This is a genomic window from Thioclava sp. F42-5 (assembly GCF_002213195.1).
Lineage (GTDB): Bacteria > Pseudomonadota > Alphaproteobacteria > Rhodobacterales > Rhodobacteraceae > Thioclava > Thioclava nitratireducens.
On the sequence record NZ_NBNZ01000006.1, the window covers coordinates 65993 to 87335 of the forward strand.

Genomic DNA, 21343 nt, shown 5'->3' on the forward strand with positions numbered 1-21343 from the left:
GACCCATGCAGATGATGCTGAAAGCCATACGCACCAGCGTGCCGATCCTGTTCCTCGGCTACGCGCTGTTCGTGAACGTGGATATCTTCGAGAAGGGGCTGCCCGGAACGGTCAAGGGCGACTTCGTGAGCGGCAAGGCTGCGACGTCGCTCGGCGCGCTCTACGGAAAGGCGCAGCCGCACCGCAAGACTGCGGTCGGCCTGATCGGGGCTGCGCGCTACGAGCTGATCGGCGAAGGCCGTGACGGCGTGACGGCGGGCGATGACGGTTGGCTCTTCACCGATGAGGAATTCGATCGCGCCACGCCGTCCGAGATCAAGACCGCCGCCGGGGTCGTCGCCGACGTCAAGGCGCAGCTCAACGCGCTGGGGACCAAGCTCGTCGTCGTGCCGGTGCCCGCGAAGATCGACATCTACCGCGACCACGGCGGCGAACAGGCGGGGCAGGCGATGGAGGACCAGTATCGCGCCTTCCGCGCGGCGCTGACCGATGAGGGCGTCACGACCGTCGATACCCGGCCCGCGCTGGCCGATGCCGGGCCCGATCCGGTCTTCTTGACGCGCGACACGCACTGGACCCCGCAGGGGGCTGCGAGGGTGGCCAAGGCCGTGGCGCAATCGGGCAAGATTTCCCATGGCGACACGGTGTTCAAGAAGGTCCCGGCGCGGCCCAAGGAGTTCATGGGGGACTTGGTGTCCTTCGTCACCACCGACGATTTCGCGCCGAGCGTGGGGCTTGGCCCCGAGCGGGTGACGCCCTATGTCGCCGAAGAGAAAGGCGCGGAAAAGAAGGGCATCTTCGCCTCCGACGATGCGCCGATCGACACGGTTCTGGTCGGCACGAGCTACAGCGCCAACAAGTCCTGGAGCTTCGTGCCCGCCCTCAAGATCGCGCTGGGGCGCGACATCCTTAACCTCGCCGAGGAAGGCCGCGGCCCGATCGAACCGATGAACGCGTTCCTGTCCGAGCCGAAACTGGACGATGCGCCGCCCGCGCGGGTGATCTGGGAATTCCCGATCCGCTATCTCGGCGAGCCGAGATACATCGACGGAAAGGAGGCCGGAAATGCGTGATCCGCGTCTTGCGACGACCATGGCGGGCCTGCTCGCGGTCGTATTGGCCGGACCGGTGTTCGGGCAGGCGGTGATCGACGACCGCGTCACCGAGACCGCCGACCTGCCGACCTGGAAGCTGCAGCACGACCGCAAGCGGATGCTGCACGACCAGCATCTCAGCTTTGCCGAGATGCGCGCGCTCGCGGATGCGGGCGACGGGCTGGCCGCGTTCCGCTATGCCAACCGGCTGATGGCGCTCGACGATCCGAGCGTCGTCGGAGACGCGGCGCTCTATTACGCCTCTGCGGTGTTCACCGGGCGCGACTACGCGTTGGGGCCGCTGATCCGCATCCTCGAGCGGCCCGATCTCGACGTCTCGGACAAGCGACTCCACCATCTCGAGAACGCGATCCGGACGTTGGCGGTGCAGGGCTACACCAAGGCGCGCGAGGCGCTGACGGGCTTTTACGAGTCCGGCAAGCCCTTCGGCTACCATCCCGAGCGTGCCCGCGACCTGCTGCTAGAGCTGGCCGAGTCCGGCGACGGCGCCGCAGCGATCCAGATCGGCTCCAAGGCCCTGCAGAACCCGGACCTCGTCGCGCCCGAACGTCTGCATTCCATCCTCACCCATGCCGCTTCGGACGCGGATGAACTGGGCACGCGCACGGCCGCAAAGTCGATCCTCGCGCAGCTCGACGCCCGTTCCGACGATACCGAGAAGGAAACGCAATGATACTCCGTTCACTCGCACTTGCCGCCGGGTTGCTGGCCGCCGGGACCGGATCGGCCTTGGCACAGCAGAAGTCGGCCTATGACTGCCACGGGCTCGCCACGGCGGATAACCTGCCGGTTCTCGAAGGCAGCGACGGCTTTTTCTACCGCCTCAACCTCAACATGCGGACCTATCACCCGCTCTCTGCGGCGGCCGCGAAAACCGTGGGCACGCTGTCGCGGGTGCTGGCCGAGAGGGGCACCAAGCTGATCTACGTGCCGATTCCGACCAAGAGCCTCGCGATGCCGGAGCACCTGCCGCCCGAAGCGGCGGATTACGGCTATGACAAGGCGCTCGCCCAGGCCGGGTACAAGGCGTTCCTGTCGCGGCTGGCCGACGCGAATGTCACCGCCATCGACACCGTCACGGCGATGAATACCTTGCCGGACGATCGCCAGCCTTTCATCGGCCTCGATTTCCACTGGTCGCCGGACGGCGCGCATTCCGTGGCGAAGGCGATCGCCGACACGATTCACCAGACGCCATCGCTCGACGACATGAAAACGACCAAGATCGAGCTGACCTCGACGGGCACCAAACCGGTCGAATCCGCGCTGCGGCGCCATATTCAGAAATTTTGCCGCGACGGCTTGCCGGTTCCGCGGACCGAACGGTTCAAGGCCACCGAAAAAGGCGGCGGCAGCGGCGACGCGGGCGATATCTTCGCGGCCGACAGCGCCGGTCCGCCGATCGCGCTGGTCGGCACCTCGATGTCCGCCGAGAAGATGTTCAGCTTCGAAGATGCCCTGTCCTACGAGACCCAGGCACAGGTCGCGAACTACTCGGTGACCGGCGGCAACCAGTTCGGCGCGATCACCTCCTACCTGCTGTCGGAGGATTTCCGCGAGAACAAGCCGCGCGTGCTGATCTGGGAAAACCCGATCTACAACAATCTCGGCGGGTTCGGCGAACGCCCCCTGCGCGAGTTGATCGCGGCGGCCGGCGCCGACTGCACGCCTCTCAAGACCGCCAATCCCGACCCGAACGTGCTGACCGCGGACCTGCCCGCCAACAGCTGGACGCCCGAGAGCTATCTCGGTGTCGATACCGGCCGGGCGAACGGTGTGCGCGCCACGCTCAAGTTCTCGAATGACGATGGTCTCACCGGCTCCACGACGATCCAGCGCTCCGAGCGCGTGGGGCCGACCCGTTGGTTTTACGAGTATGCGCGCCCGCTTTGGCGCAAGGACTACACCCATGTGCGCGTCGAACTCGACCAGCCGGCCGAGAAGGACGCCACGCTCTCCACATGTACCTTGAAAGGATCCCAGACATGATGAACAAGCGAACGCTTCTGCTTTCCCTCCCTGTCGCGCTGCTGACCGCGCTGCCCGCGGCCGCGCAGGATGAAGGGCTCTACCCCGAGCCGTCCTCGCCGGATGCCTCCTTCCTGCGCGTGATCGCGCCCGATGCGGATTCGGTGTCGATCGACGGTACGCGGCTCGAGACCTCGGATGCGGGCCTGACCCCCTATGTCGAGGTTTCCCCCGGCGACGTGGACCTCACCGTTGGCGACGAGGAACGCTCCGTCGAGGTGGGCGCCAGCACCCATTACACCATCCTGTCTTCGGTCAAGGACGAACCGATGATCAAGGACGACATAACCGAAAGCCCCGCGCAGGCGGATCTGCTGCTCTACAACCTGAGCGACATGAAGACTTTCGATCTCTATGCAACCGAGGCGAAAACGGCGGCACTGTCCGATGTAGCGCCCGGCACTGAAGGGGCAGTCGGCCTGAAGGCGCCGCTGACCCTGACCTTCGAGCTGCGTCAGGACGGTGAGACGCTCTCGAGCCTCGATCCGCTGGAGCTGCGTCGCGGTACCGCGACCACGGTGATCGTCGGCGCCGACGGCGCGCTGACCGCCACCGACAGCACCTACGCGAACTGAAACTGACACGCCTCGTCCTGGAGAAGATCACCATGTCTCTGACACGCATCCTTTCCGCCATAGCATTGGGCCTGATTGCCCAGACCGGATCGGTCCATGCAAAACCGGTCTCGGTGCCGTTCGATCCTCCCCAGGTCGAGGCTGGCAGCGATACCTGCAGCCCCCGGCCTCCGCAGCACGTCCTGACCGAAAGGTGGAAGGACTATGACGGCGGGCCACTGGGCGACCGCGACGTGAGGCTGATCCGCCGCGACCTGCGGCTGCTGCGCCAGAACGACGCGAAACGCTGGTTCGACGTCATCGAGGCGGCGGACCAGCGCCTGCTCAAGTCCGGGGACGGCTACGACAAGACCAACCTTCTTCTGGACCGCATCGACCTTCTCGTCGCTGCGGGCCGGATGCAGGATCTCGCGGATGAAGGTCTGGTCAAGCGCCTGCTCGACATGGCGCCGGCCGGATCGGCTTCGGTCAAACGCACGGCGGCGGAACTGCTCTATAACGGCACCGGTGTCGCGCGCGATCGCAAGCGGGCCATCGCACTCTGGCGTCAGGCCGCCTATGCGGGCGACAGTAGCTCGCTGCTGCGCATGGTTGAGCTGTCATACAAGCAGAAGATCGACGACTGGAACATCGCGCCCAACGTGGCCGTGACCATGGCGCTCGGGAACCTGCTGGGCGATCTCGATCCGCTTCTGTGCGACCGCGTGAACCGCATTGCCGCGATCTTCCGCGACGGCGAGGTCGTCGCACCAGATCCGAAGCTGGCCGAGGACTGGTACCGTTTCGCGGCCAGACTGGGCGGGGCCAACGCCGCCTGGAACCTTGCCGAAATGAACCGCGAGGCGACCGAGGTCGACCGGGACAACGACCTGATGATGAAGAGCCTGCGTCAGGCGGCGGATTTCGATCTGCCCTACGCGATGCTGCGCCTCGGGGGCATCCTCGAACGCGGTGCCCTGACCGAGCGTGATCCCGAAGAAGCCCGCGCGCTTTACGAGGAGGCCGCCGGTTACGGCGACCCAACTGCGCGGATCCGTCTCGTGAACATCGCCCGCGCCCATAAAAACGAGCCCGGCGGGCGGGCGCGTCTTGCGGATGCGCTGGACCGGATGATCGACGCGCCGGGTACCCCCGCCTGGGCCTATGCACAGCGCGGCAATCTCGTCCTCGAACAGCAGGGGCGGTGGGCCGGCGAGGACCGTGCCGCCAAGCTCTACGCCGAGGCGCTGAAGATCGATCCGACGCTCTCGGCGGCCCGGATGCACCTTGCGGAGATCAAGATCCGCGATGCCGACGGCGAGCAGGACCTGCTCAACATCGTCTCGGAGCTGCGTGACGCGGTCTATATCGACGGCAAGACCGAACCGATGCAGGATCTCCAGGCCATTTTCCAGTGCCGGTCACGGGATGCCCCGATCCTCTCGGAGTCGAAATACTGGACGAAGATGGAAGAATTCGCCGGCGACTCGACGGTCGAACTCACTCCGAGCCAGCTCGACGCGGTGAACCCCCAAGACGATCCGCTGACGGTGGCCCGGCTGCAATCGCAGGCGATCAACATGCGCGCGCGGTCGCTGGCCAATTTCCATGACGTGAACCCCGAAGGCGCGGGCGACAAGATGCGCCGGATGACAGAGGCCTCGGGTGGCGCGCTCTACACGGCGGAAGCGAAACTCGCGCTCAATCGCGGCCATGTCGGCGCCGCCGAGGATTTTCTGGCGCAGGCCATCGACGCGGGAGAGACGGGGGCGAAGACGCTCTACCTCTCTGTGCTGGGAAGCCGCACCGAACTCGACAAGACCCAGCGTGAACGGATGATCTCGCTTGCCCGCGACCTTGCGAAGAACGGCAACGGCACCGCGATCGGGGTTCTGATCGATCACGGTATCATGGATTCCGACACGGCATGGCGAACCTATCGCGACGCCATCGCGCGAAACGGGGACGTGAAGGCCATGCTCTTCGCGCTGCCCTATCTCAAGAAGGCCGGCGATGTCGCGACCTACCGGGCCCGCATTCGCAGCACCATCGACTGCACGACGTCCATGGCGCTCGACTATGCGCATGTCCTGCGCAAGATCGACGCCAAGGATGGGGCGCATCATTGGCTCAAGATCGCGAGCGCGGTTTCCGAAGGCGACGGGTGGGAAGACGTGGCCGTTGCCGACGCCCTGCGCGAAATGGGGTCGTCCGAGGACGACAAGGCGCGCGCGATGAAGCTTTACCGCGCCGCCGCAGACCGTGGCTATCCCCTTGCGCTGCGCCGGCTTCTGTCGCTGCGCCAGGACGGCAAGATCGAGATGAGCACCGAGAAGACGGCTGCGATGACGGTCCGACTGCTGAAGATCGCGGCGCCCAAGGACATCGCCGATATCTTCAATTTCCTCGAATATTCGGACCCGAAAGTGCGCGAGATCGTTAATGCGAAGGTAGATCGCCGTGCCCTTTACGCCGAGGCCGCAAAGAAGGGGAATGCCGCGGCACAGCTCGAACTGGCCCGGATCGTGCGCGAAAGCGACGCACCCGAGGACACGGCAGAGCGCTACGCCTCGCTGCTGCAAAGCGCGGCAGACGGGGGCAACGCCGACGCGATGTATCTGTTGTCGCAGGCCTATGCCTACGGGGTTGGCGTCGACCAATCCATGGAGCGGTCGCGGAAACTGCTTCTCGCCGCCGCCCGTGCGGGCAACGAAACGGCCGCCGCCACGGCGCGCCTCATTCAGTAACGCGAGACACGAAAGTAGAGTCATGAAACGATTTCTCATCATCGGGGCGCTCGTCGCTGCCTTGCCGGCGCCCGCCCTCTGGGCGCAGGACGCAAGCGACGTCACCTGCATGAACGTGCCAGAGCCCGTCGTCTCTCTCGACTATGGCAGCCGCTACACGGACGACAGCAAGGACCGTTCGGACATCGACAAAGCCTCGAACGCGGCGGTGAACGAGGCGCTGGGCCCGATCGACGATTTCATCGTGGATCTCACCGGCAAGGCCAACAAGGCCGCCAAGGGCGGGGACGGCGCCGAGGACGCCGCCGCCTGCGTGGTGGACGCGCTTAGCGTCTGGGCGAAAGCTGATGCGCTCAGCGATCTTCAGAGCATGAACGCCAATCTCTCCTCCCCGTCGCGCTTCGGCGCGATGGCGCTGGCCTATCTTCAGGCCGAATCCGCGACGGAGGTCGATCCCGACAAGGCGAAAACGATCGAGGACTGGCTGAAGGCGCGGGCGCGTCACACTGCCAAGTGGTTCGACACCGAAGCGCCGGACATGGCGAGTCAGAACAACCTGCGCGCCTGGGCAGGGCTCGCCGCGGCGGCCGTCGGCAATGCTGCGGGCGACGATTACCTCAAGGCCTGGGCCAATACGAGCTTCGCGCTCGTCGCCTGTCAGGCCGACGAGGACGGCGCGCTGAAATGGGAGATGGAGCGCGGTCCCCGCGCGCTGCACTATCAGCTTCACGCCGTCGCCCCGCTCGTAGTCGGCGCGGCGCTTCTGCAAGGTGATGGCTATCCGACCTTCGACATGTGCGACGGCGCGATCCATCGCGCGGTCAAATTCATCCCGGCCGCCTTCGACAACCTCGACATGGTCGCCGAGAAGGCCGGCGAGGAGCAGACCTTCGCCACCGGCGACGAAAAGCTGAAAAGCTTCGAACTGGCTTGGGCCGATGCGTATCTGTCGCTCTTTGACGCCCCGGAAATCGCTTCCTTCGTCGAGGAGTATCGCCCCCTCAGCAATTCCAAGCTCGGCGGTGAACAATCCGCCCTGTGGTAAGCGAGGCGAAGCCGAAGCGAAGGGTCCGCCCTGATGTCCGGACGGGCAGGGCGGACCTCACCGGAGCTTAGCTCCACATCTGTCGCATCGACGCTGCGACGTCGATGGGGGCGGGGGCAGGGCGTTGGGCCGCCCCGCCATGTTGCACCGGCGACCAGTGAACGGACTCGAAATGGTGCAGGATTTCCCGCGGGATGAACCGCGTCCGCATCGCATAGACATGCCGGTCGCCGTTGCGGGTCTGTTGCGTGACGTAGAACCGCAGCGGCAGCCCCAGCGTCAACTGATCCTTCGCCCGCGTCATCGCGACGTAGAGCAGCCGCCGCTCCTCCTCCAATTCGTGGCTCGAACCGGTCCCGAGGTCTGACGGCATGCAGCCGTCGACGGCGTTCAGCAGATGGACCGATTTCCATTCCTGCCCCTTGGCCGAGTGGATGGTCGACAGGATCAGGTAATCCTCGTCCTTGAGTGGCACGCCCGCCTGATCGCTGGTGGCGTCGGGCGGATCGAGCGTGAGGTCGGTCAGGAACGCCTCGGCCGACGGGTAGCCGGTCGCGATCTGTTCGAGTTGCAGCAGATCGGCGCGCCGGGCCTCGGCATCCTCGTGCAGCCGGTCGAGATGCGGGTCGTACCATGCGCGGGCAAGGCCAAGTGCTGCGGGCCATGCCGCCTGCGTGCTCATGGCCTCGACAAAGCCTTCCCAGTCCGCTCCGGCGCGGGTTGGCGGCGCGACATCGGCAAGCGCTGCGCGGGGATCGGGGGCGAGGTCGAGCGCGTCCAGAATGCGCCCCGCCGCCTTGGGCCCGATGCCCGGCATCAGTTGCAGCACCCGGAACCCCGCCACCCGGTCGCGCGGATTGCGTGCCAGCCGCAGGAACGAAAGCAGGTCTTTCACATGCGCGCTGTCGAGGAACTTGAGCCCGCCGAATTTCACGTAAGGCACATTGCGCCGCGTCAGCTCGGCCTCGATCTGCACCGAGTGGCTGGAAGTGCGGAACAGCACCGCCTGCTCCTTGAGCTTCATGCCGGTCTCGCGGTTCTCGAGAATACGATCGACCATGAAACGCGCCTGCTCGGTCTCCGTCTGGACGGTCACCAGCTGAGGTTTCGGCCCCGAGGCGCGCTCGGTCCAGAGATCCTTGGTGAACCGCTCTTTCGCGAGGCCGATGACCGCGTTGGCTGCGGCGAGGATCGGCTGGGTCGAGCGGTAGTTGCGGTCGAGCGTGATGACATCGGCGCGTTGGTCGAAACTGTCGGGAAAATCGAGGATGTTGCGCACGGTGGCGGCCCGGAAGGCATAGATCGACTGGGCGTCATCTCCGACCACGGTCAAGCCGCGCCCGTCCGGTTTCAGCGCCTTCAGGATACGCGCCTGCAGACGGTTGGTGTCCTGATACTCGTCGATCAGAACGTGGTCCCAGGCCCCGCCGATATGCGCGGCAAACCCCGGATCCGCCATGACCTGCGCCCAGGCCAGCAACAGGTCGTCGTAATCGAGCACGTTCTGCGCCTGCTTGGCCTGCACGTAAGCGCCGAAGAGTTGCTTCAGCTCCTCCTGCCACTGCGCGCACCACGGAAAGCTGTCGCGCAGCACCTCGCCCAGCGGCGTTTCGGCATTCACCGTGCGGGAATAGATCGCAAGGCAGGTGCCCTTGGCGGGAAAGCGGCTTTCGGTTTTCGAAAAGCCCAGCCCGTGACGGCAGAGATTCATCAGATCGGCGCTGTCTTCGCGGTCATGGATCGAGAACTCCGGATGAAGCCCGATCGACAGCGCATGCTCGCGCAGGATCCGCGCGCCGATGCCGTGGAACGTCCCGGCCCATGTCAGGGCCTCGGCGGCGACAGCTGTGCCCATGGCCTGCGCGGTGATCCGTTCCACCCGACGCGTCAGCTCGGTCGCGGCGCGGCGCGAGAAGGTCATCAGCAGGATGCGTCGCGGATCGGCGCCGTTGACCAGCAGATGCGCGACCCGGTGGGCGAGCGTATTGGTCTTGCCCGACCCGGCCCCCGCGATCACCAGAAGCGGCGGCGAGAGCGCCTCGCCGCCGACGCCGAATTCCACCGCGGCCCGCTGGTTGTCGTTCAGCTTGTCGAGATAGCCTGCCTCTGGCATTCCCTGTCCCCCGTTCCGGTCCGTGGGAGAAAGTTAACGGAATAGGAACGAAATGAGAACTTGAAATGTTCGCCTTTCGTGCCGAGCTTGCACGGTGGGCTATCAGCCGCCGACTGAACGCGCGCGGCGCCGGATCACCTGCACCAGCGACATCACGATCAGCCCCGCAGCTGCGATCATGAAAGCCGCGGCGAGCGGGCGCTCGAGAAAGACCATCGGGTCGCCGCGGGCGATGAGCAGGGCGCGGCGCAGGTTGGTCTCGATCAGCGGGCCCAGCACGAAGCCCAGCAGCAGAAGCGCCGGGTTGAACCGGGCCAGCGAGAGCGCGTAGCCCACCAACCCGATCGCGGCGACGGCGAACATGTCGAAGCTGGATCCCCGCACCGAATAGACGCCGAGGCAGACGAAAATCAGGATCGCCGGATAGAGCCAGCGGAACGGGATACGCAGCATCGACACCCAGATGCCGATCAGCGGCAGGTTCAGGATCAGGAGCAGCAGGTTGCCGATGCCGAAGCTCGCGATCAGGCCCCAGAACATGTCGGGCCTTGCATCGAGCATCAGTGGGCCGGGCTGCACGCCGTGGATGACCAGCGCGCCCAGCATCAGCGCCATGATCGGATCGCCCGGGATGCCAAGCGCGAGCGTGGGGACGAAGGCGCTGATCGCGGCGGCGTTGTTGGCGGCCTCGGGCCCCGCGATCCCCTCGATCGCGCCGGTGCCGAACTGCTCGGGTCGGCGTGAAATCCGGCGTTCCGCAGCATAGGCGAGGAAGGAAGAGATCGTCGAACCGGTGCCGGGCAGCGCGCCGAAGAAGCTGCCGAGGCTGGCGCCGCGCAGGGCGGGGAAGGGGATGCGGCGCAGCTCTGCCCGGCTGGGCAACAGCTCGCGCAGCGCGACGCTGGGCGGCACGCCGGTACGCTCGGCGACGTGGATATTGGCGATCACCTCGGCCACCCCGAACAGGCCCATTGCGAGCGCCACGAGGTTGACGCCGTCCATCAGCTCGGTCTGGCCGAAGGTGAAACGTTGAACGCCGGAATTCACATCGGTGCCGATGCAGCCGAGGATCAGCCCCAGCACCACCATCGCCAGCCCCTTTGCGGGGTATTTCGCCCCCACCGTCGAGGCGGCGACGAGGCCGAGGATCATCATCGCGGCATATTCCGCCGCACCGAAGGCGATCGCTGCCCGCGCCAACGCGCCCGACAGCAGGATCAACACGACGATCCCGATCATCGAGCCGGAGAAGCTGGAAATCATCGAGGTGAAAAGCGCCACGCCCGCGCGGCCGCTCTGGGCCAGCGGATAGCCGTCGAGCGTTGTCACCGCCGATTGCGGCGTCCCGGGCAGGCGCAGCAGGATCGAGGCCACCGCGCCGCCATATTGCGAGCCGTAATAGACCCCGGCCAGCATCACCAGCGCCGCCTCGGGCGACAGGTAATAGGTGATCGGCAGCAGCAGCGAGATCGTCGCCATCGCGCCGATCCCGGGCAGGACGCCCACGAAGGTTCCGAGGAGCACGCCGAAGACGCAATAGATCAGCACGTCGGGTTGCGCCGCGACGCTCAGCCCGTGAAGGAACCCGTCCCAACCGCTCATAGCCAGATGCCTCTCATCGTCCCGGCCAGAGCGGGACGGTCATTTTCAATCCGAAGGAGAACACCGCGACCGACAGGAGCGTGACGACGATCGCGAGCGCGATGCGCCAGCCGATCCGGCGGTCGGGAGCGGCCAGCGTCGCGATCAGTACGCTGGCCAACGTCACCGGCACCAGCCCCACGCGGTCGAGGCCCGCGGCAAAGACGAGGATCGCCGCCAGCACCGCGAGACATTCCTTCCACGCGATGCGGATCGCCTCACCACGCCGGGCGAGGGCGGGTAGGGCGATCATCACCCCCAAGACCGCCAGCACGCCGCCAAGAAGCGCCGGGAAGAACCCCGGTCCCATCCGGCGCAGCGAGCCGATCTCGTAGTGATCCACCGCGTAGAGGGTGACGAAGAGGCCGATGGCGGCCAGAAGGACGCCACCCGCCAAATCAGGAATGTCGCGCTTCATCGATCAGTTCTTCGCGTCGATCCGGTCGAGCACCGCGCCCCAGACCTTGGTGTCCTCGGCGATGCGCTGTTTCAGATCTTCGGGCGAGCCGCCCGCCGCCTGCCAGCCCATGTCCAGCAGCCGCTTCTGCACGGCGTCATCCGCGAGGATCGCGTTGATATCGGTGTTGAGCGTGTCGATGATCGCAGGATCCGTCCCAGCGGGGGCGATGAAGGCGTTCCACAGCTCGGCGCGGAAATCGTCGGGCAGACCGGCCTGACCCGCCATTACCGGGACGCCCGGGGCCTGCGCGAAGGGCTTCTCGGAGGTGATGCCGAGGATCTTCAGCTTGCCCGCCTCGACATATTGCATCGCAGCCGAGGGCGCCATGAAGCCGCAATCGATCTCGTGCGCGATGATCGCGGTGGTGACCTCGGCATAGGAGGTGAAGGGGATATGCAGCATCTCGACGCCGGCGCGGTCGGAGAACAGCTCTGCCGTCAGATGCGCGCCCGAGCCCTTGCCGACCGAGCCGTAGGCCAGCGCCTCGGGCTCTTTCCCGGCGGCTTTCACGAAGCCCGCGAGATCGTCGGCGGGGAAATCGGCAGCCACGACAAGCACCAGCGGCGAGGTCGCGATCAGCGTGACCGGCGCGATATCCTTGGCGACGTCATAGCCGAGATTCGGCGTCAGGCGCGGTGCGGTGGTCAGCGGGCCGTTGATCGTGGTGGCGAAGGTGTTCTTCTGATCCTGCGCGTTCAGCATCTGCTGGATGCCGATCACGCCGCCCGCGCCGGGCTTGTTCTCGATCACGATGGGCTGGCCCAGCTTGTCGGCCAGTGGCTCGGTCACGATCCGTGCCAGCAGGTCGGGCGAAGAGCCCGCGGGGAAGCCCACGAATACGTGCTGCGGCTGGCTCGGCCAGTCGGCATTCTGCGCCAGAGCGGGCTTGCAAAGCGAAACAGCGGCAGCGCCCAAAAGGGCCGCGCGACGCGAAATGATCATGGTAGAGCCTCCCGGAGTCATATTTGGCAAAAATGCCCGTAATCGCGCGCAAGATTGCGGAATGTTCTGGGCTTGGCAAGGCGTTACCGGAAATTGGTCGGCATCGGCGCAGCTGCTACTCCGCCGCCAGCCGCAACAGTTCGTCGCGCAGTCTGAGCGCGAGTGGCGACAGCGGGCGCCGCTTGAGGCAGAGCAGGTAATAGGGCGACACGCTTAGCTGATGGTGCATCCGCAGGATCTTGAAGCTCGCATTCACCGGCGCGCGGATCAGCAGTTGCGCGACCTCTTCCGAGACCGAGGCGACCGCGTCGCTCTGCGCGAGATAGGCGATGGTGAACAGAAGCGAGGGGCTGTTCACGCAGTCGCGCGGCTCGGACAGGCCGAGCGCGGCGAAAGCCTCGAAGGTGGCCTCCCGGATCGGCGCGCCGCGCTGCTGCATGATCCATTCATACTCGCCCAGCTCGGTCATCGTCACGATGGGCGCGCGCGCCAGCGGGTGATCGGAGCGCACGAGGAAGACGACCTTCTCGTCGCGCATCGGCGTGATGTCGAACAGCGCGCTGTCGAATTCGGGCAGAACCCGGGCGAGGATGAAATCCATCTCCCCCGCCGCGAGATAGCCCAGAAGATCGCGCGAAGGCAGAACCTCCACGGAGATGTCGGTCTCGGGCGAGGCGCGCTTGATCGCGCGGATCGCGGGCACGAGATAGCCCACCGCCGGGCCGGTCACCGCGCCGATCCGCACCCGCCCGGCGTGGCCGTGGCGCAGCGCCTCGATGTCGGAGCTCATGCTCTCCAGTTCGCGAAGAACCGCGCGGGCGCGGCGCAGGACGGTGAGCCCGATCTCGGTCGGCTCCATCCCGGTGGGCAGACGGTTGAAGAGGGGGGCGCCGACGCGGCGCTCCACCTCGGCCAGCATCCGCGACGCGGCCGGCTGGGTCATCGCGCAGCTTTCGGCGGCGAGTTGCAACTGGCCGGATTCAGCGACGGCGCGGATCAGGCGCAGCTGCGCCGGTTTCAACATCAGGTGGGAAAGTGACATATCAATATTGGTATGCAGATCGCGTTGAATGTAATTTTATCATCATGCACCGACATTGCTAGTGTCTCTTCCACGCCCGGTATCGGGCTGCGCGAGGAGATCGACGGACCGCGCACCGTCATAGGGAGGACACCATGAAAATCAAAACCGCCGCCGCAGCGCTGGCGATCGGCACCGCATTGCTCGGGACCGGAGCCTGGGCCGAAACTGTCGGCATCTCGATGCCCACCAAATCGTCGGCCCGCTGGATTTCCGACGGCAACTCGATGGTCGAGCAGTTCCAGGCCGCAGGCTACGACACCGATCTGCAATACGCCGAAGACGACATTCCCAACCAGCTCGCCCAGGTCGAGAACATGATCACCAAGGGCGTGGACGTTCTGGTGATCGCCGCGATCGACGGCACCACGCTGTCGAACGCGCTGGCCAACGCGAAGGCCGCCGATATCAAGGTCATCGCGTACGACCGCCTGATCCGCGACACCCCGGATGTCGACTATTACGCGACCTTCGACAACTTCAAGGTCGGCGTCGAGCAGGCCAATTCTCTGGTGCAGGGCCTCGAAGAGCGTTTCCCCGATCAGAAGCCGTGGAATGTCGAGCTGTTCGGCGGCTCGCCGGACGACAACAACGCCTATTTCTTCTACAACGGCGCGATGTCGGTGCTGCAGCCGCTCATCGACTCGGGTGATATCGTGATCCCCTCGGGCCAGATGGGCATGGACACGGTCGGCACGCTGCGCTGGGACGGTGCGGTCGCACAGGCTCGCATGGATAATCTGCTCTCGGCCAACTACACCGACAAGAAGGTGCAAGGGGTTCTGTCTCCCTATGACGGGCTGTCGATCGGCATTCTGTCCTCGCTCAAGGGCGTGGGCTACGGGTCCGGCGACATGAAGATGCCGATCGTCACCGGTCAGGACGCCGAGATCCCTTCGGTGAAATCGATCCTCGCGGGCGAGCAGTATTCGACCATCTTCAAGGACACCCGCGAACTGGCGAAAGTCACCGTCGGTATGGTCAACGCGATGCTCAAGGGCGGCGAGCCCGAGATCAACGACACCGAGACCTATGACAATGGCGTCAAGGTGATCCCGTCCTTCCTGCTCCAGCCGGTGCCGGTGGACAAATCGAACTGGGAAAAGGTTCTGATCGACTCCGGTTACTACACCAAGGATCAGATCGAATAAGCCGGGCCTGCCCCGACTTGCCACGCTGGCCGCCCTTCGGGGCGGCCAATTCCCCCCGATTTGACGCCGGAGAGGTCGGATGACCACCCTTCTTGAAATGCGCAACATCACCAAGATCTTTCCTGGTGTGAAAGCGCTCGACGACGTCTCGATCGCGGTCCGCGAGGGCGAAATCCACGCGATCTGCGGCGAGAACGGCGCGGGAAAATCGACCCTGATGAAAGTGCTCTCAGGCGTCTATCCCGCAGGCAGCTACGACGGCGAGATCGTCTATGACGGCGCCGCTGCCGAATTCCGCGACATCCGCGACAGCGAGGATCGCGGCATCATCATCATTCACCAGGAGCTGGCGCTCGTGCCGCTTCTGTCGATTGCCGAGAACATCTACCTCGGCAATGAACGCGCCCAGAGCGGCGTGATCAACTGGCAGGAAACCTTCCAGCAGACCGAGGGCCTGCTGAAGAAGGTCGGGTTGCGCGAGGCGCCCGGAACGCTGGTCGACAGCCTCGGCGTGGGCAAGCAGCAGCTTGTCGAGATCGCGAAGGCGCTGTCGAAGAACGTGCGCCTGCTGATCCTCGACGAGCCGACTGCGGCCCTGTCGGAATCCGACAGTCAGGCGCTCCTCGATCTGCTGCTGGAGCTGAAGGCGCAGGGCGTGACTTCGATCATCATCAGCCACAAGCTGAACGAGGTGAAGCGCGTGGCCGACAGCGTGACCGTGATCCGCGATGGCGCCACGATCTCCACCATTGACGCGCGCGGCGGCGATCTGACCGAGGACCGCATCGTGCGCGACATGGTGGGCCGCGACATGGCGCATCGCTTCCCCGACCGGGAACGGCGCGCGGGCGAAGTGTTGTTCGAGCTGAAGAACTGGAACGTGCGCCACCCCGAACACCGCGACCGCCAGATGATCCGCGACCTGTCGATGCATGTCCGTGCCGGCGAGGTAGTGGGCATCGCGGGGCTGATGGGCTCGGGCCGCACGGAACTTGCCATGAGCGTCTTCGGGCGCAGCTACGGGCGCGACATCTCGGGCGAGGTGCTGATCCACGGCAAGCCCGCCGATGTCTCGACCGTCGACCGCGCCATCGCGGCTGGGCTCGCCTATGTCACAGAGGACCGCAAGAGCCTCGGGCTGATCCTCGAGGAGACCATTCAGCGCAACACCACGCTGGCCAATCTCGGCGCGGTGGCGAAGAACGGCGTTGTCGAGGATTATCGCGAAACCGAGGTGGCCGAGAAATACCGCCGCGACCTCAATATCCGCACGCCTTCGGTGTTCCAGAAGGTGATGAACCTCTCGGGCGGCAACCAGCAGAAGGTCGTGCTCGCGAAATGGCTCTTTACCGAGCCGGAGGTGCTGATCCTCGACGAGCCGACGCGCGGCATCGATGTCGGTGCGAAATACGAAATCTACGGGATCATCAACGAACTGAGCGCGGCCGGGAAGGCCGTCATCATGATCTCTTCGGAGATGCCGGAACTCCTGGGCATGTCCGACCGGATCTACGTGATGAACGAGGGCAGCTTCGTGGGCGAGTTGAACGCCGACGAGGCGAGCCAGGAGCGCATCATGTCCTTGATCGTTAGGGAATAGGGAAAGTCATGGACCAGATCGAACAAGCGAATTCCGAGCCCTCCGGTGGCCTTGGGATCGGCGCCTATATCGCGCGCCACATCCGCGAATACGGACTGCTGTTTGCGTTGATCGCGATCATGCTGTTCTTCCAGATCGTGACGGGCGGTACGCTGCTCAAACCGGTCAACATCACCAACCTGTTCCTGCAGAACAGCTACATCATCATCATGGCGCTGGGCATGCTGCTGGTGATCGTGGGGGGCAATATCGACCTCTCGGTCGGCTCTGTCATGGGCTTCATCGGGGCCTTCGCCGCCGTGCTGATCGTGTCTATGGACCTGCCGGTCGCGGTGGCGATCCCGGCGTGCCTCGTCATGGGCATGGCGATCGGCGCGGTGCAGGGTTATTTCGTGGCCTATTGGAAAATCCCGTCCTTCATCGTGACGCTGGCGGGGATGCTGGTGTTCCGCGGGCTGTCGCTCTGGCTGCTCGAAGGACAGTCCATCGGGCCGTTCCCGAAATCGTTCCAGGCGCTTTCGACCGGGTTCATCGCGGACCCGTTCGGCGTGGGCCGCCCCAATTCGCTGGCGCTGGCGGTGGGTGTCGCCGCGGTGGTGCTGCTGGTGTGGCTGGGCGTCCGTGCGCGCTCCCGCGATGCGCGCTACGGGATCGAGGGCGAACCCCTTGGCCTCTTCGTGCTGCGCAACGCCATCGTCGCCGCAGCCCTTCTCTTCGTGACATGGAAGCTCGCATGGTTCCGCGGCCTGCCCAACGTGCTGCTGTCGATGGTGATCCTGACGATCATCTACGTCTTCGTGACCGAACGCACCACGCTGGGCCGCCGGGTCTACGCGGTGGGCGGCAATGCGAAGGCTGCCAAGCTGTCGGGCATCCGCACCGAGCGGCTGACCTTCCTGACCTTCGTGAACATGGGCCTGCTGGCCGCGCTCGCCGGTCTCGTCTTTGCCGCGCGTCTGAACACCGCGACCCCGAAAGCGGGCTTCGCGGTGGAGCTCGACGTGATCGCGGCGGTCTTCATCGGGGGCGCTTCGATGTCGGGCGGTTCGGGCAAGATCATCGGCGCGGTCGTCGGCGCCTTCATCATGGGCGTGATGAATAACGGCATGTCGATCCTCGGGATCGGCATCGATTACCAACAGGTCATCAAGGGGCTCGTGCTGCTCGCCGCCGTCTTCTTCGATGTCTACAACAAGAACAAGGAAGCCTGAGATGTTGCTCTCGCAATTGACCCTTGCCGACGGATCGCGCGCCGTGGCCGTGCGTGAAGACGGCCCCGCGCATCTGGTGCCGGGTGTCTCCACCACGCGCGATCTGGCGCTGGCCGCCATCGCCGCCGGACATGATCTGGCTGCCGAGATCGCCGCGCGCGGGCAGGGGGACGAGGTGGACCTGGAGGCCGCCTATGCCGAGGGGCGCATGCTGGTGCCGCTCGATCATCCCGATGCCGCGCATCTGCATCTGACGGGGACGGGGCTGACCCATCTAGGCTCCGCCTCCACCCGCGACGCGATGCACACCAAGGTCACCGAGGAGATGACCGACAGCATGAAGATGTTCCGCATGGGGCTGGAGGGCGGCAAGCCCGCCGCTGGCTCCGTGGGTGTTCAGCCCGAGTGGTTCTACAAGGGCAACGGTCTGGCCGCTGTCGCGCCGGGCGCTGCGCTGACCTCGCCGAGCTTCGCGCTCGACGGTGGCGAGGAACCGGAGGTCGCGGGGCTCTACGTCATCGCGCCCGACGGGCAGCCGGTCCGCGTGGGCTTCGCGCTGGGCAACGAGTTCTCCGACCACGTCACTGAGCGCGGGAACTACCTGTGGCTCGCCCATTCCAAGCTGCGCCCGGCGAGCTTCGGTCCTGAGATGCTGGTGGGCGATCTGCCCGACAGCGTAGAGGGCACCAGCCGCATCCTGCGCGGTGGCAAGACCGTCTGGGAAAAACCCTTCTTGTCGGGCGAGGCGAACATGTCCCACACGATCGCCAATCTCGAACATCACCACTTCAAATACGCGCCGTTCCGCGATCCGGGCGATGTGCATGTGCATTTCTTCGGCACCGCCACGCTCAGCTTCGCCGACGGGATCAGCGCCGAGCCGGGGGACGTCTTCGAGATCGAATGCCCACAGTTCGGTCTCGCGCTCCGCAATCCGCTCGCCCGCAATTCCGACGCGTCGGCCCCCGTGGCCGTCGCCAGCCTCTGAGGTCCGACATGGCTTTCACCCCCGCCCCCTGGCCCCGCAAACTGCGCTCGCAGGAATGGTATGGCGGCAATACGCGCGACACGATCTACCACCGCGGCTGGATGAAGAACCAAGGCTATCCGCATGACCTGTTCGACGGTCGCCCGATCATCGGCATCCTGAACACATGGTCCGATCTGACGCCCTGTAACGGCCACCTGCGCGAGCTGGCCGAGAAGGTAAAAGCGGGCATCTGGGAGGCCGGTGGCTTCCCGGTCGAAGTGCCGGTCTTCTCGGCCTCCGAGAACACCTTCCGCCCGACCGCGATGATGTTTCGCAACCTCGCGGCCCTCGCGATCGAAGAGACGATCCGTGGCCAGCCGATGGACGGGGCGGTGCTGCTGGTGGGCTGCGACAAGACCACGCCATCGCTGATGATGGCGGCGGCGAGCTGCGATATTCCGTCCATCGTCGTCACTGGCGGGCCGATGCTGAACGGTTATTTCCGGGGCGAGCGCGTGGGCTCGGGCACGCATCTGTGGAAATTCTCCGAAGCCGTGAAGGCGGGCGAGATGACGCAGGAAGAGTTCCTCGAAGCCGAAGCCTCGATGTCGCGCTCCTCGGGCACCTGCAACACGATGGGCACGGCAAGCACGATGGCGAGCATGGCCGAAGCGCTCGGCATGGCGCTGTCGGGCAATGCCGCGATCCCGGCGGTGGATAGCCGCCGCCGCGTGATGGCGCAGCTTTCGGGGCGGCGCATCGTGCAGATGGTGAAGGACGATCTGAAGCCCTCTGACATCATGACCAAGCAGGCCTTCGAGAACGCGATCCGCACCAATGGCGCGATCGGGGGCTCGACCAATGCGGTGGTGCATCTGCTGGCGCTGGCGGGCCGGGTCGGCGTGGATGTCACGCTCGACGACTGGGACCGCTGCGGGCGCGATGTGAAGACCATCGTGAACCTGATGCCATCGGGCAAATACCTGATGGAGGAATTCTTCTACGCGGGCGGTCTGCCGGTCGTACTGAAGCGTCTCGGCGAGGCGGGGCAGCTGCACAAGGACGCGCTGACCGTGTCGGGCGGGGCGATCTGGGACGAGGTCAAGGACGTCGTGAACTGGAACGAGGACGTGATCCTGCCAGCCGACAAGCCGCTGACCGATCAGGGCGGCATCGCGGTGCTGCGCGGCAATCTCGCGCCGAAAGGGGCGGTGCTCAAACCCTCCGCCGCGAGCCCGCATCTTCTGACCCACCGTGGGCGCGCCGTCGTCTTCGAGGATATCGATGACTACAAGGCGAAGATCAACGACGACGCGCTCGATATCGACGAGACCTGCGTGATGGTGCTGAAGAATTGCGGCCCCAAGGGCTATCCCGGCATGTCGGAGGTGGGCAATATGGGCCTGCCGCCGAAAGTGCTGAAGAAGGGCATCACCGACATGGTGCGAATCTCGGACGCACGGATGTCGGGGACGGCTTACGGCACGGTCGTGCTGCACACCTCGCCCGAGGCCGCCGCCGGTGGTCCGCTGGCGGTCGTGCAGAACGGCGACATGATCGCGCTCGACGTGCCGAACCGCAGCCTGACGCTCGAAATCTCGGACGCGGAACTGGCCGAGCGGCTTGCCAAGTGGCAGCCGAGCCATGAGCGGCCGGAAGGTGGCTATGCGTGGCTGCATCAGGCGCATGTGATGGGCGCGGATACCGGGGCGGACCTCGATTTCCTCGTCGGCTGCCGCGGCAACCCGGTCGGAAAGGACAGTCACTGATGAAACTCGCGCTCGTCGGCATCGGCAAGATCGCCTTGGATCAACACGTGCCCGCCATCTCCGCCAGCCCGGATTGGGAACTGGCAGCGACGGTTTCGCGGCATGGCACGGTCGAGGGGGTGCCAGCCTACACCCGGATCGAGGAGATGCTCTCCTCCCATCCCGAAATCGAAGTTGTGAGCCTCTGCCTGCCGCCCGTGCCGCGCTTCCTCGCGGCGCGTGCAGCTCTTGAGGCCGGGCGGCATGTCATGCTCGAAAAGCCGCCCGGCGCGACCCTGGCCGAGGTGCATGCGCTCGAGGCGATGGCCGCCGCGCGGGGCCTCACGCTGTTCGCGACATGGCATTCGCGCATGGCCCATGCGGTGGCGGCCGCCAAATCATGGCTCGCGGATCGCAAGGTTCACTCGGGCCGGATCATCTGGCGCGAGGACGTGCGCAAATGGCATCCCGGGCAGGAATGGGTGTTCGAGCCCGGTGGCATGGGCGTCTTCGATCCGGGCATCAACGCACTCTCGATCCTGACCGAAATTCTTCCCGCGCCGGTTCACCTTACGGCCGCAGAGCTGGAATTTCCCGCCAACCGGCAGGCCCCCATCGCCGCGCGGCTGAGCTTTACCGGCTCCATCGAGGCGGATTTCGACTGGCGTCAGGAAGGCCCGCAGACCTGGGATATCGAGATCGACACCGATGCCGGGGCGATGGCGCTGCGTTTGGGCGGCAATGTGCTTGAGATCGGCGGTACGAAAGCCGAGGGTGCCGAGAGCATCATGGAAGAATACCCCGCGCTCTACGCCCGCATGGCAGGGCTGGTGCGGCAAGGCGCATCCGATGTGGATCTTGCGCCGATGGTGCATGTGGCCGACGCGTTCCTGCTGGGCCGCCGCACCGCTGTTGAAGACTTCGAATTCTGAAGGAT

At 65.4% G+C, this 21343-nt stretch carries 17 protein-coding genes; 12 read left to right on the forward strand and 5 right to left on the reverse strand.

Features of this window, described 5'->3' with window-relative positions; all coding sequences use genetic code 11:
- Window positions 1-5: 5 nt before the first annotated feature.
- From B6V74_RS15200 to B6V74_RS15225, 6 genes are read left to right on the forward strand one after another with little or no spacing between them, the layout of a single operon-like run.
- Entirely contained in the window at window positions 6-1073 is a 1068-nt protein-coding gene (locus tag B6V74_RS15200) for a hypothetical protein (RefSeq protein WP_088723283.1), read from the forward strand.
- The gene (locus tag B6V74_RS15205; RefSeq protein ID WP_075777057.1) at window positions 1066-1788 is read left to right on the forward strand and encodes a hypothetical protein; all 723 of its coding nucleotides are present in this window, start codon (window positions 1066-1068) and stop codon (window positions 1786-1788) included. Before B6V74_RS15200 ends, B6V74_RS15205 begins: the two co-directional genes overlap by 8 nt.
- Window positions 1785-3104 (forward strand): hypothetical protein, encoded by a 1320-nt coding sequence (locus tag B6V74_RS15210; RefSeq protein WP_088723284.1) that lies wholly within the window; start codon window positions 1785-1787, stop codon window positions 3102-3104. Before B6V74_RS15205 ends, B6V74_RS15210 begins: the two co-directional genes overlap by 4 nt.
- Window positions 3101-3718: an alginate O-acetyltransferase AlgF gene (locus tag B6V74_RS15215; protein ID WP_075777059.1), complete on the forward strand. Its 618-nt coding sequence runs from the start codon at window positions 3101-3103 to the stop codon at window positions 3716-3718. The genes B6V74_RS15210 and B6V74_RS15215 overlap by 4 nt, the downstream gene beginning before the upstream one ends.
- A 32-nt stretch (window positions 3719-3750) precedes the next feature.
- Complete coding sequence (locus B6V74_RS15220; protein ID WP_088723286.1) at window positions 3751-6444, forward strand: SEL1-like repeat protein; 2694 nt, start codon at window positions 3751-3753, stop codon at window positions 6442-6444.
- A 22-nt stretch (window positions 6445-6466) separates the two neighbouring features.
- A complete protein-coding gene (locus B6V74_RS15225; RefSeq protein WP_158275098.1) occupies window positions 6467-7489 on the forward strand; it encodes an alginate lyase family protein in 1023 nt (340 codons plus the stop codon).
- 67 nt (window positions 7490-7556) lie between these two features.
- Here B6V74_RS15225 and B6V74_RS15230 read toward each other — a convergent pair whose 3' ends face one another.
- From B6V74_RS15230 to B6V74_RS15250, 5 genes are all read right to left on the reverse strand, one after another.
- Window positions 7557-9602, reverse strand: a complete 2046-nt coding sequence (locus B6V74_RS15230; protein ID WP_088723288.1) for an ATP-dependent helicase — start codon at window positions 9600-9602, stop codon at window positions 7557-7559.
- A gap of 102 nt (window positions 9603-9704) precedes the next feature.
- Entirely contained in the window at window positions 9705-11204 is a 1500-nt protein-coding gene (locus tag B6V74_RS15235) for a tripartite tricarboxylate transporter permease (protein WP_088723289.1), read from the reverse strand.
- A 13-nt stretch (window positions 11205-11217) separates the two neighbouring features.
- On the reverse strand, window positions 11218-11661 hold the full coding sequence (locus B6V74_RS15240; protein ID WP_075777064.1) for a tripartite tricarboxylate transporter TctB family protein: 444 nt from the start codon (window positions 11659-11661) through the stop codon (window positions 11218-11220).
- 3 nt (window positions 11662-11664) lie between these two features.
- Window positions 11665-12645, reverse strand: coding sequence for a tripartite tricarboxylate transporter substrate binding protein (locus B6V74_RS15245; protein WP_075777065.1), 981 nt, complete (start codon window positions 12643-12645; stop codon window positions 11665-11667).
- 115 nt (window positions 12646-12760) lie between these two features.
- Window positions 12761-13687, reverse strand: coding sequence for a LysR family transcriptional regulator (locus tag B6V74_RS15250; RefSeq protein ID WP_075777066.1), 927 nt, complete (start codon window positions 13685-13687; stop codon window positions 12761-12763).
- A 134-nt stretch (window positions 13688-13821) separates the two neighbouring features.
- Between B6V74_RS15250 and chvE the strand changes: the two genes are divergently transcribed.
- The 6 genes from chvE (at window position 13822) to B6V74_RS15280 (ending at window position 21338) form a co-directional block, all read left to right on the forward strand.
- Window positions 13822-14877: a multiple monosaccharide ABC transporter substrate-binding protein gene (gene chvE / locus B6V74_RS15255; protein WP_075777067.1), complete on the forward strand. Its 1056-nt coding sequence runs from the start codon at window positions 13822-13824 to the stop codon at window positions 14875-14877.
- 79 nt (window positions 14878-14956) lie between these two features.
- Entirely contained in the window at window positions 14957-16477 is a 1521-nt protein-coding gene (gene mmsA / locus B6V74_RS15260; protein ID WP_088723290.1) for a multiple monosaccharide ABC transporter ATP-binding protein, read from the forward strand.
- A gap of 8 nt (window positions 16478-16485) precedes the next feature.
- Window positions 16486-17688 carry a multiple monosaccharide ABC transporter permease gene (gene mmsB / locus B6V74_RS15265; protein ID WP_075777069.1) on the forward strand — a complete coding sequence of 401 codons (1203 nt, stop codon included), beginning with the start codon at window positions 16486-16488 and terminating at the stop codon, window positions 17686-17688.
- Between the two features lies 1 nt (window position 17689).
- Window positions 17690-18676: an AraD1 family protein gene (gene araD1 / locus B6V74_RS15270; RefSeq protein WP_088723291.1), complete on the forward strand. Its 987-nt coding sequence runs from the start codon at window positions 17690-17692 to the stop codon at window positions 18674-18676.
- 8 nt (window positions 18677-18684) lie between these two features.
- On the forward strand, window positions 18685-20427 hold the full coding sequence (gene araD / locus B6V74_RS15275) for an L-arabinonate dehydratase (protein ID WP_075777071.1): 1743 nt from the start codon (window positions 18685-18687) through the stop codon (window positions 20425-20427).
- A complete protein-coding gene (locus B6V74_RS15280; RefSeq protein ID WP_075777072.1) occupies window positions 20427-21338 on the forward strand; it encodes a Gfo/Idh/MocA family oxidoreductase in 912 nt (303 codons plus the stop codon). Before araD ends, B6V74_RS15280 begins: the two co-directional genes overlap by 1 nt.
- Window positions 21339-21343 lie beyond the last annotated feature (5 nt).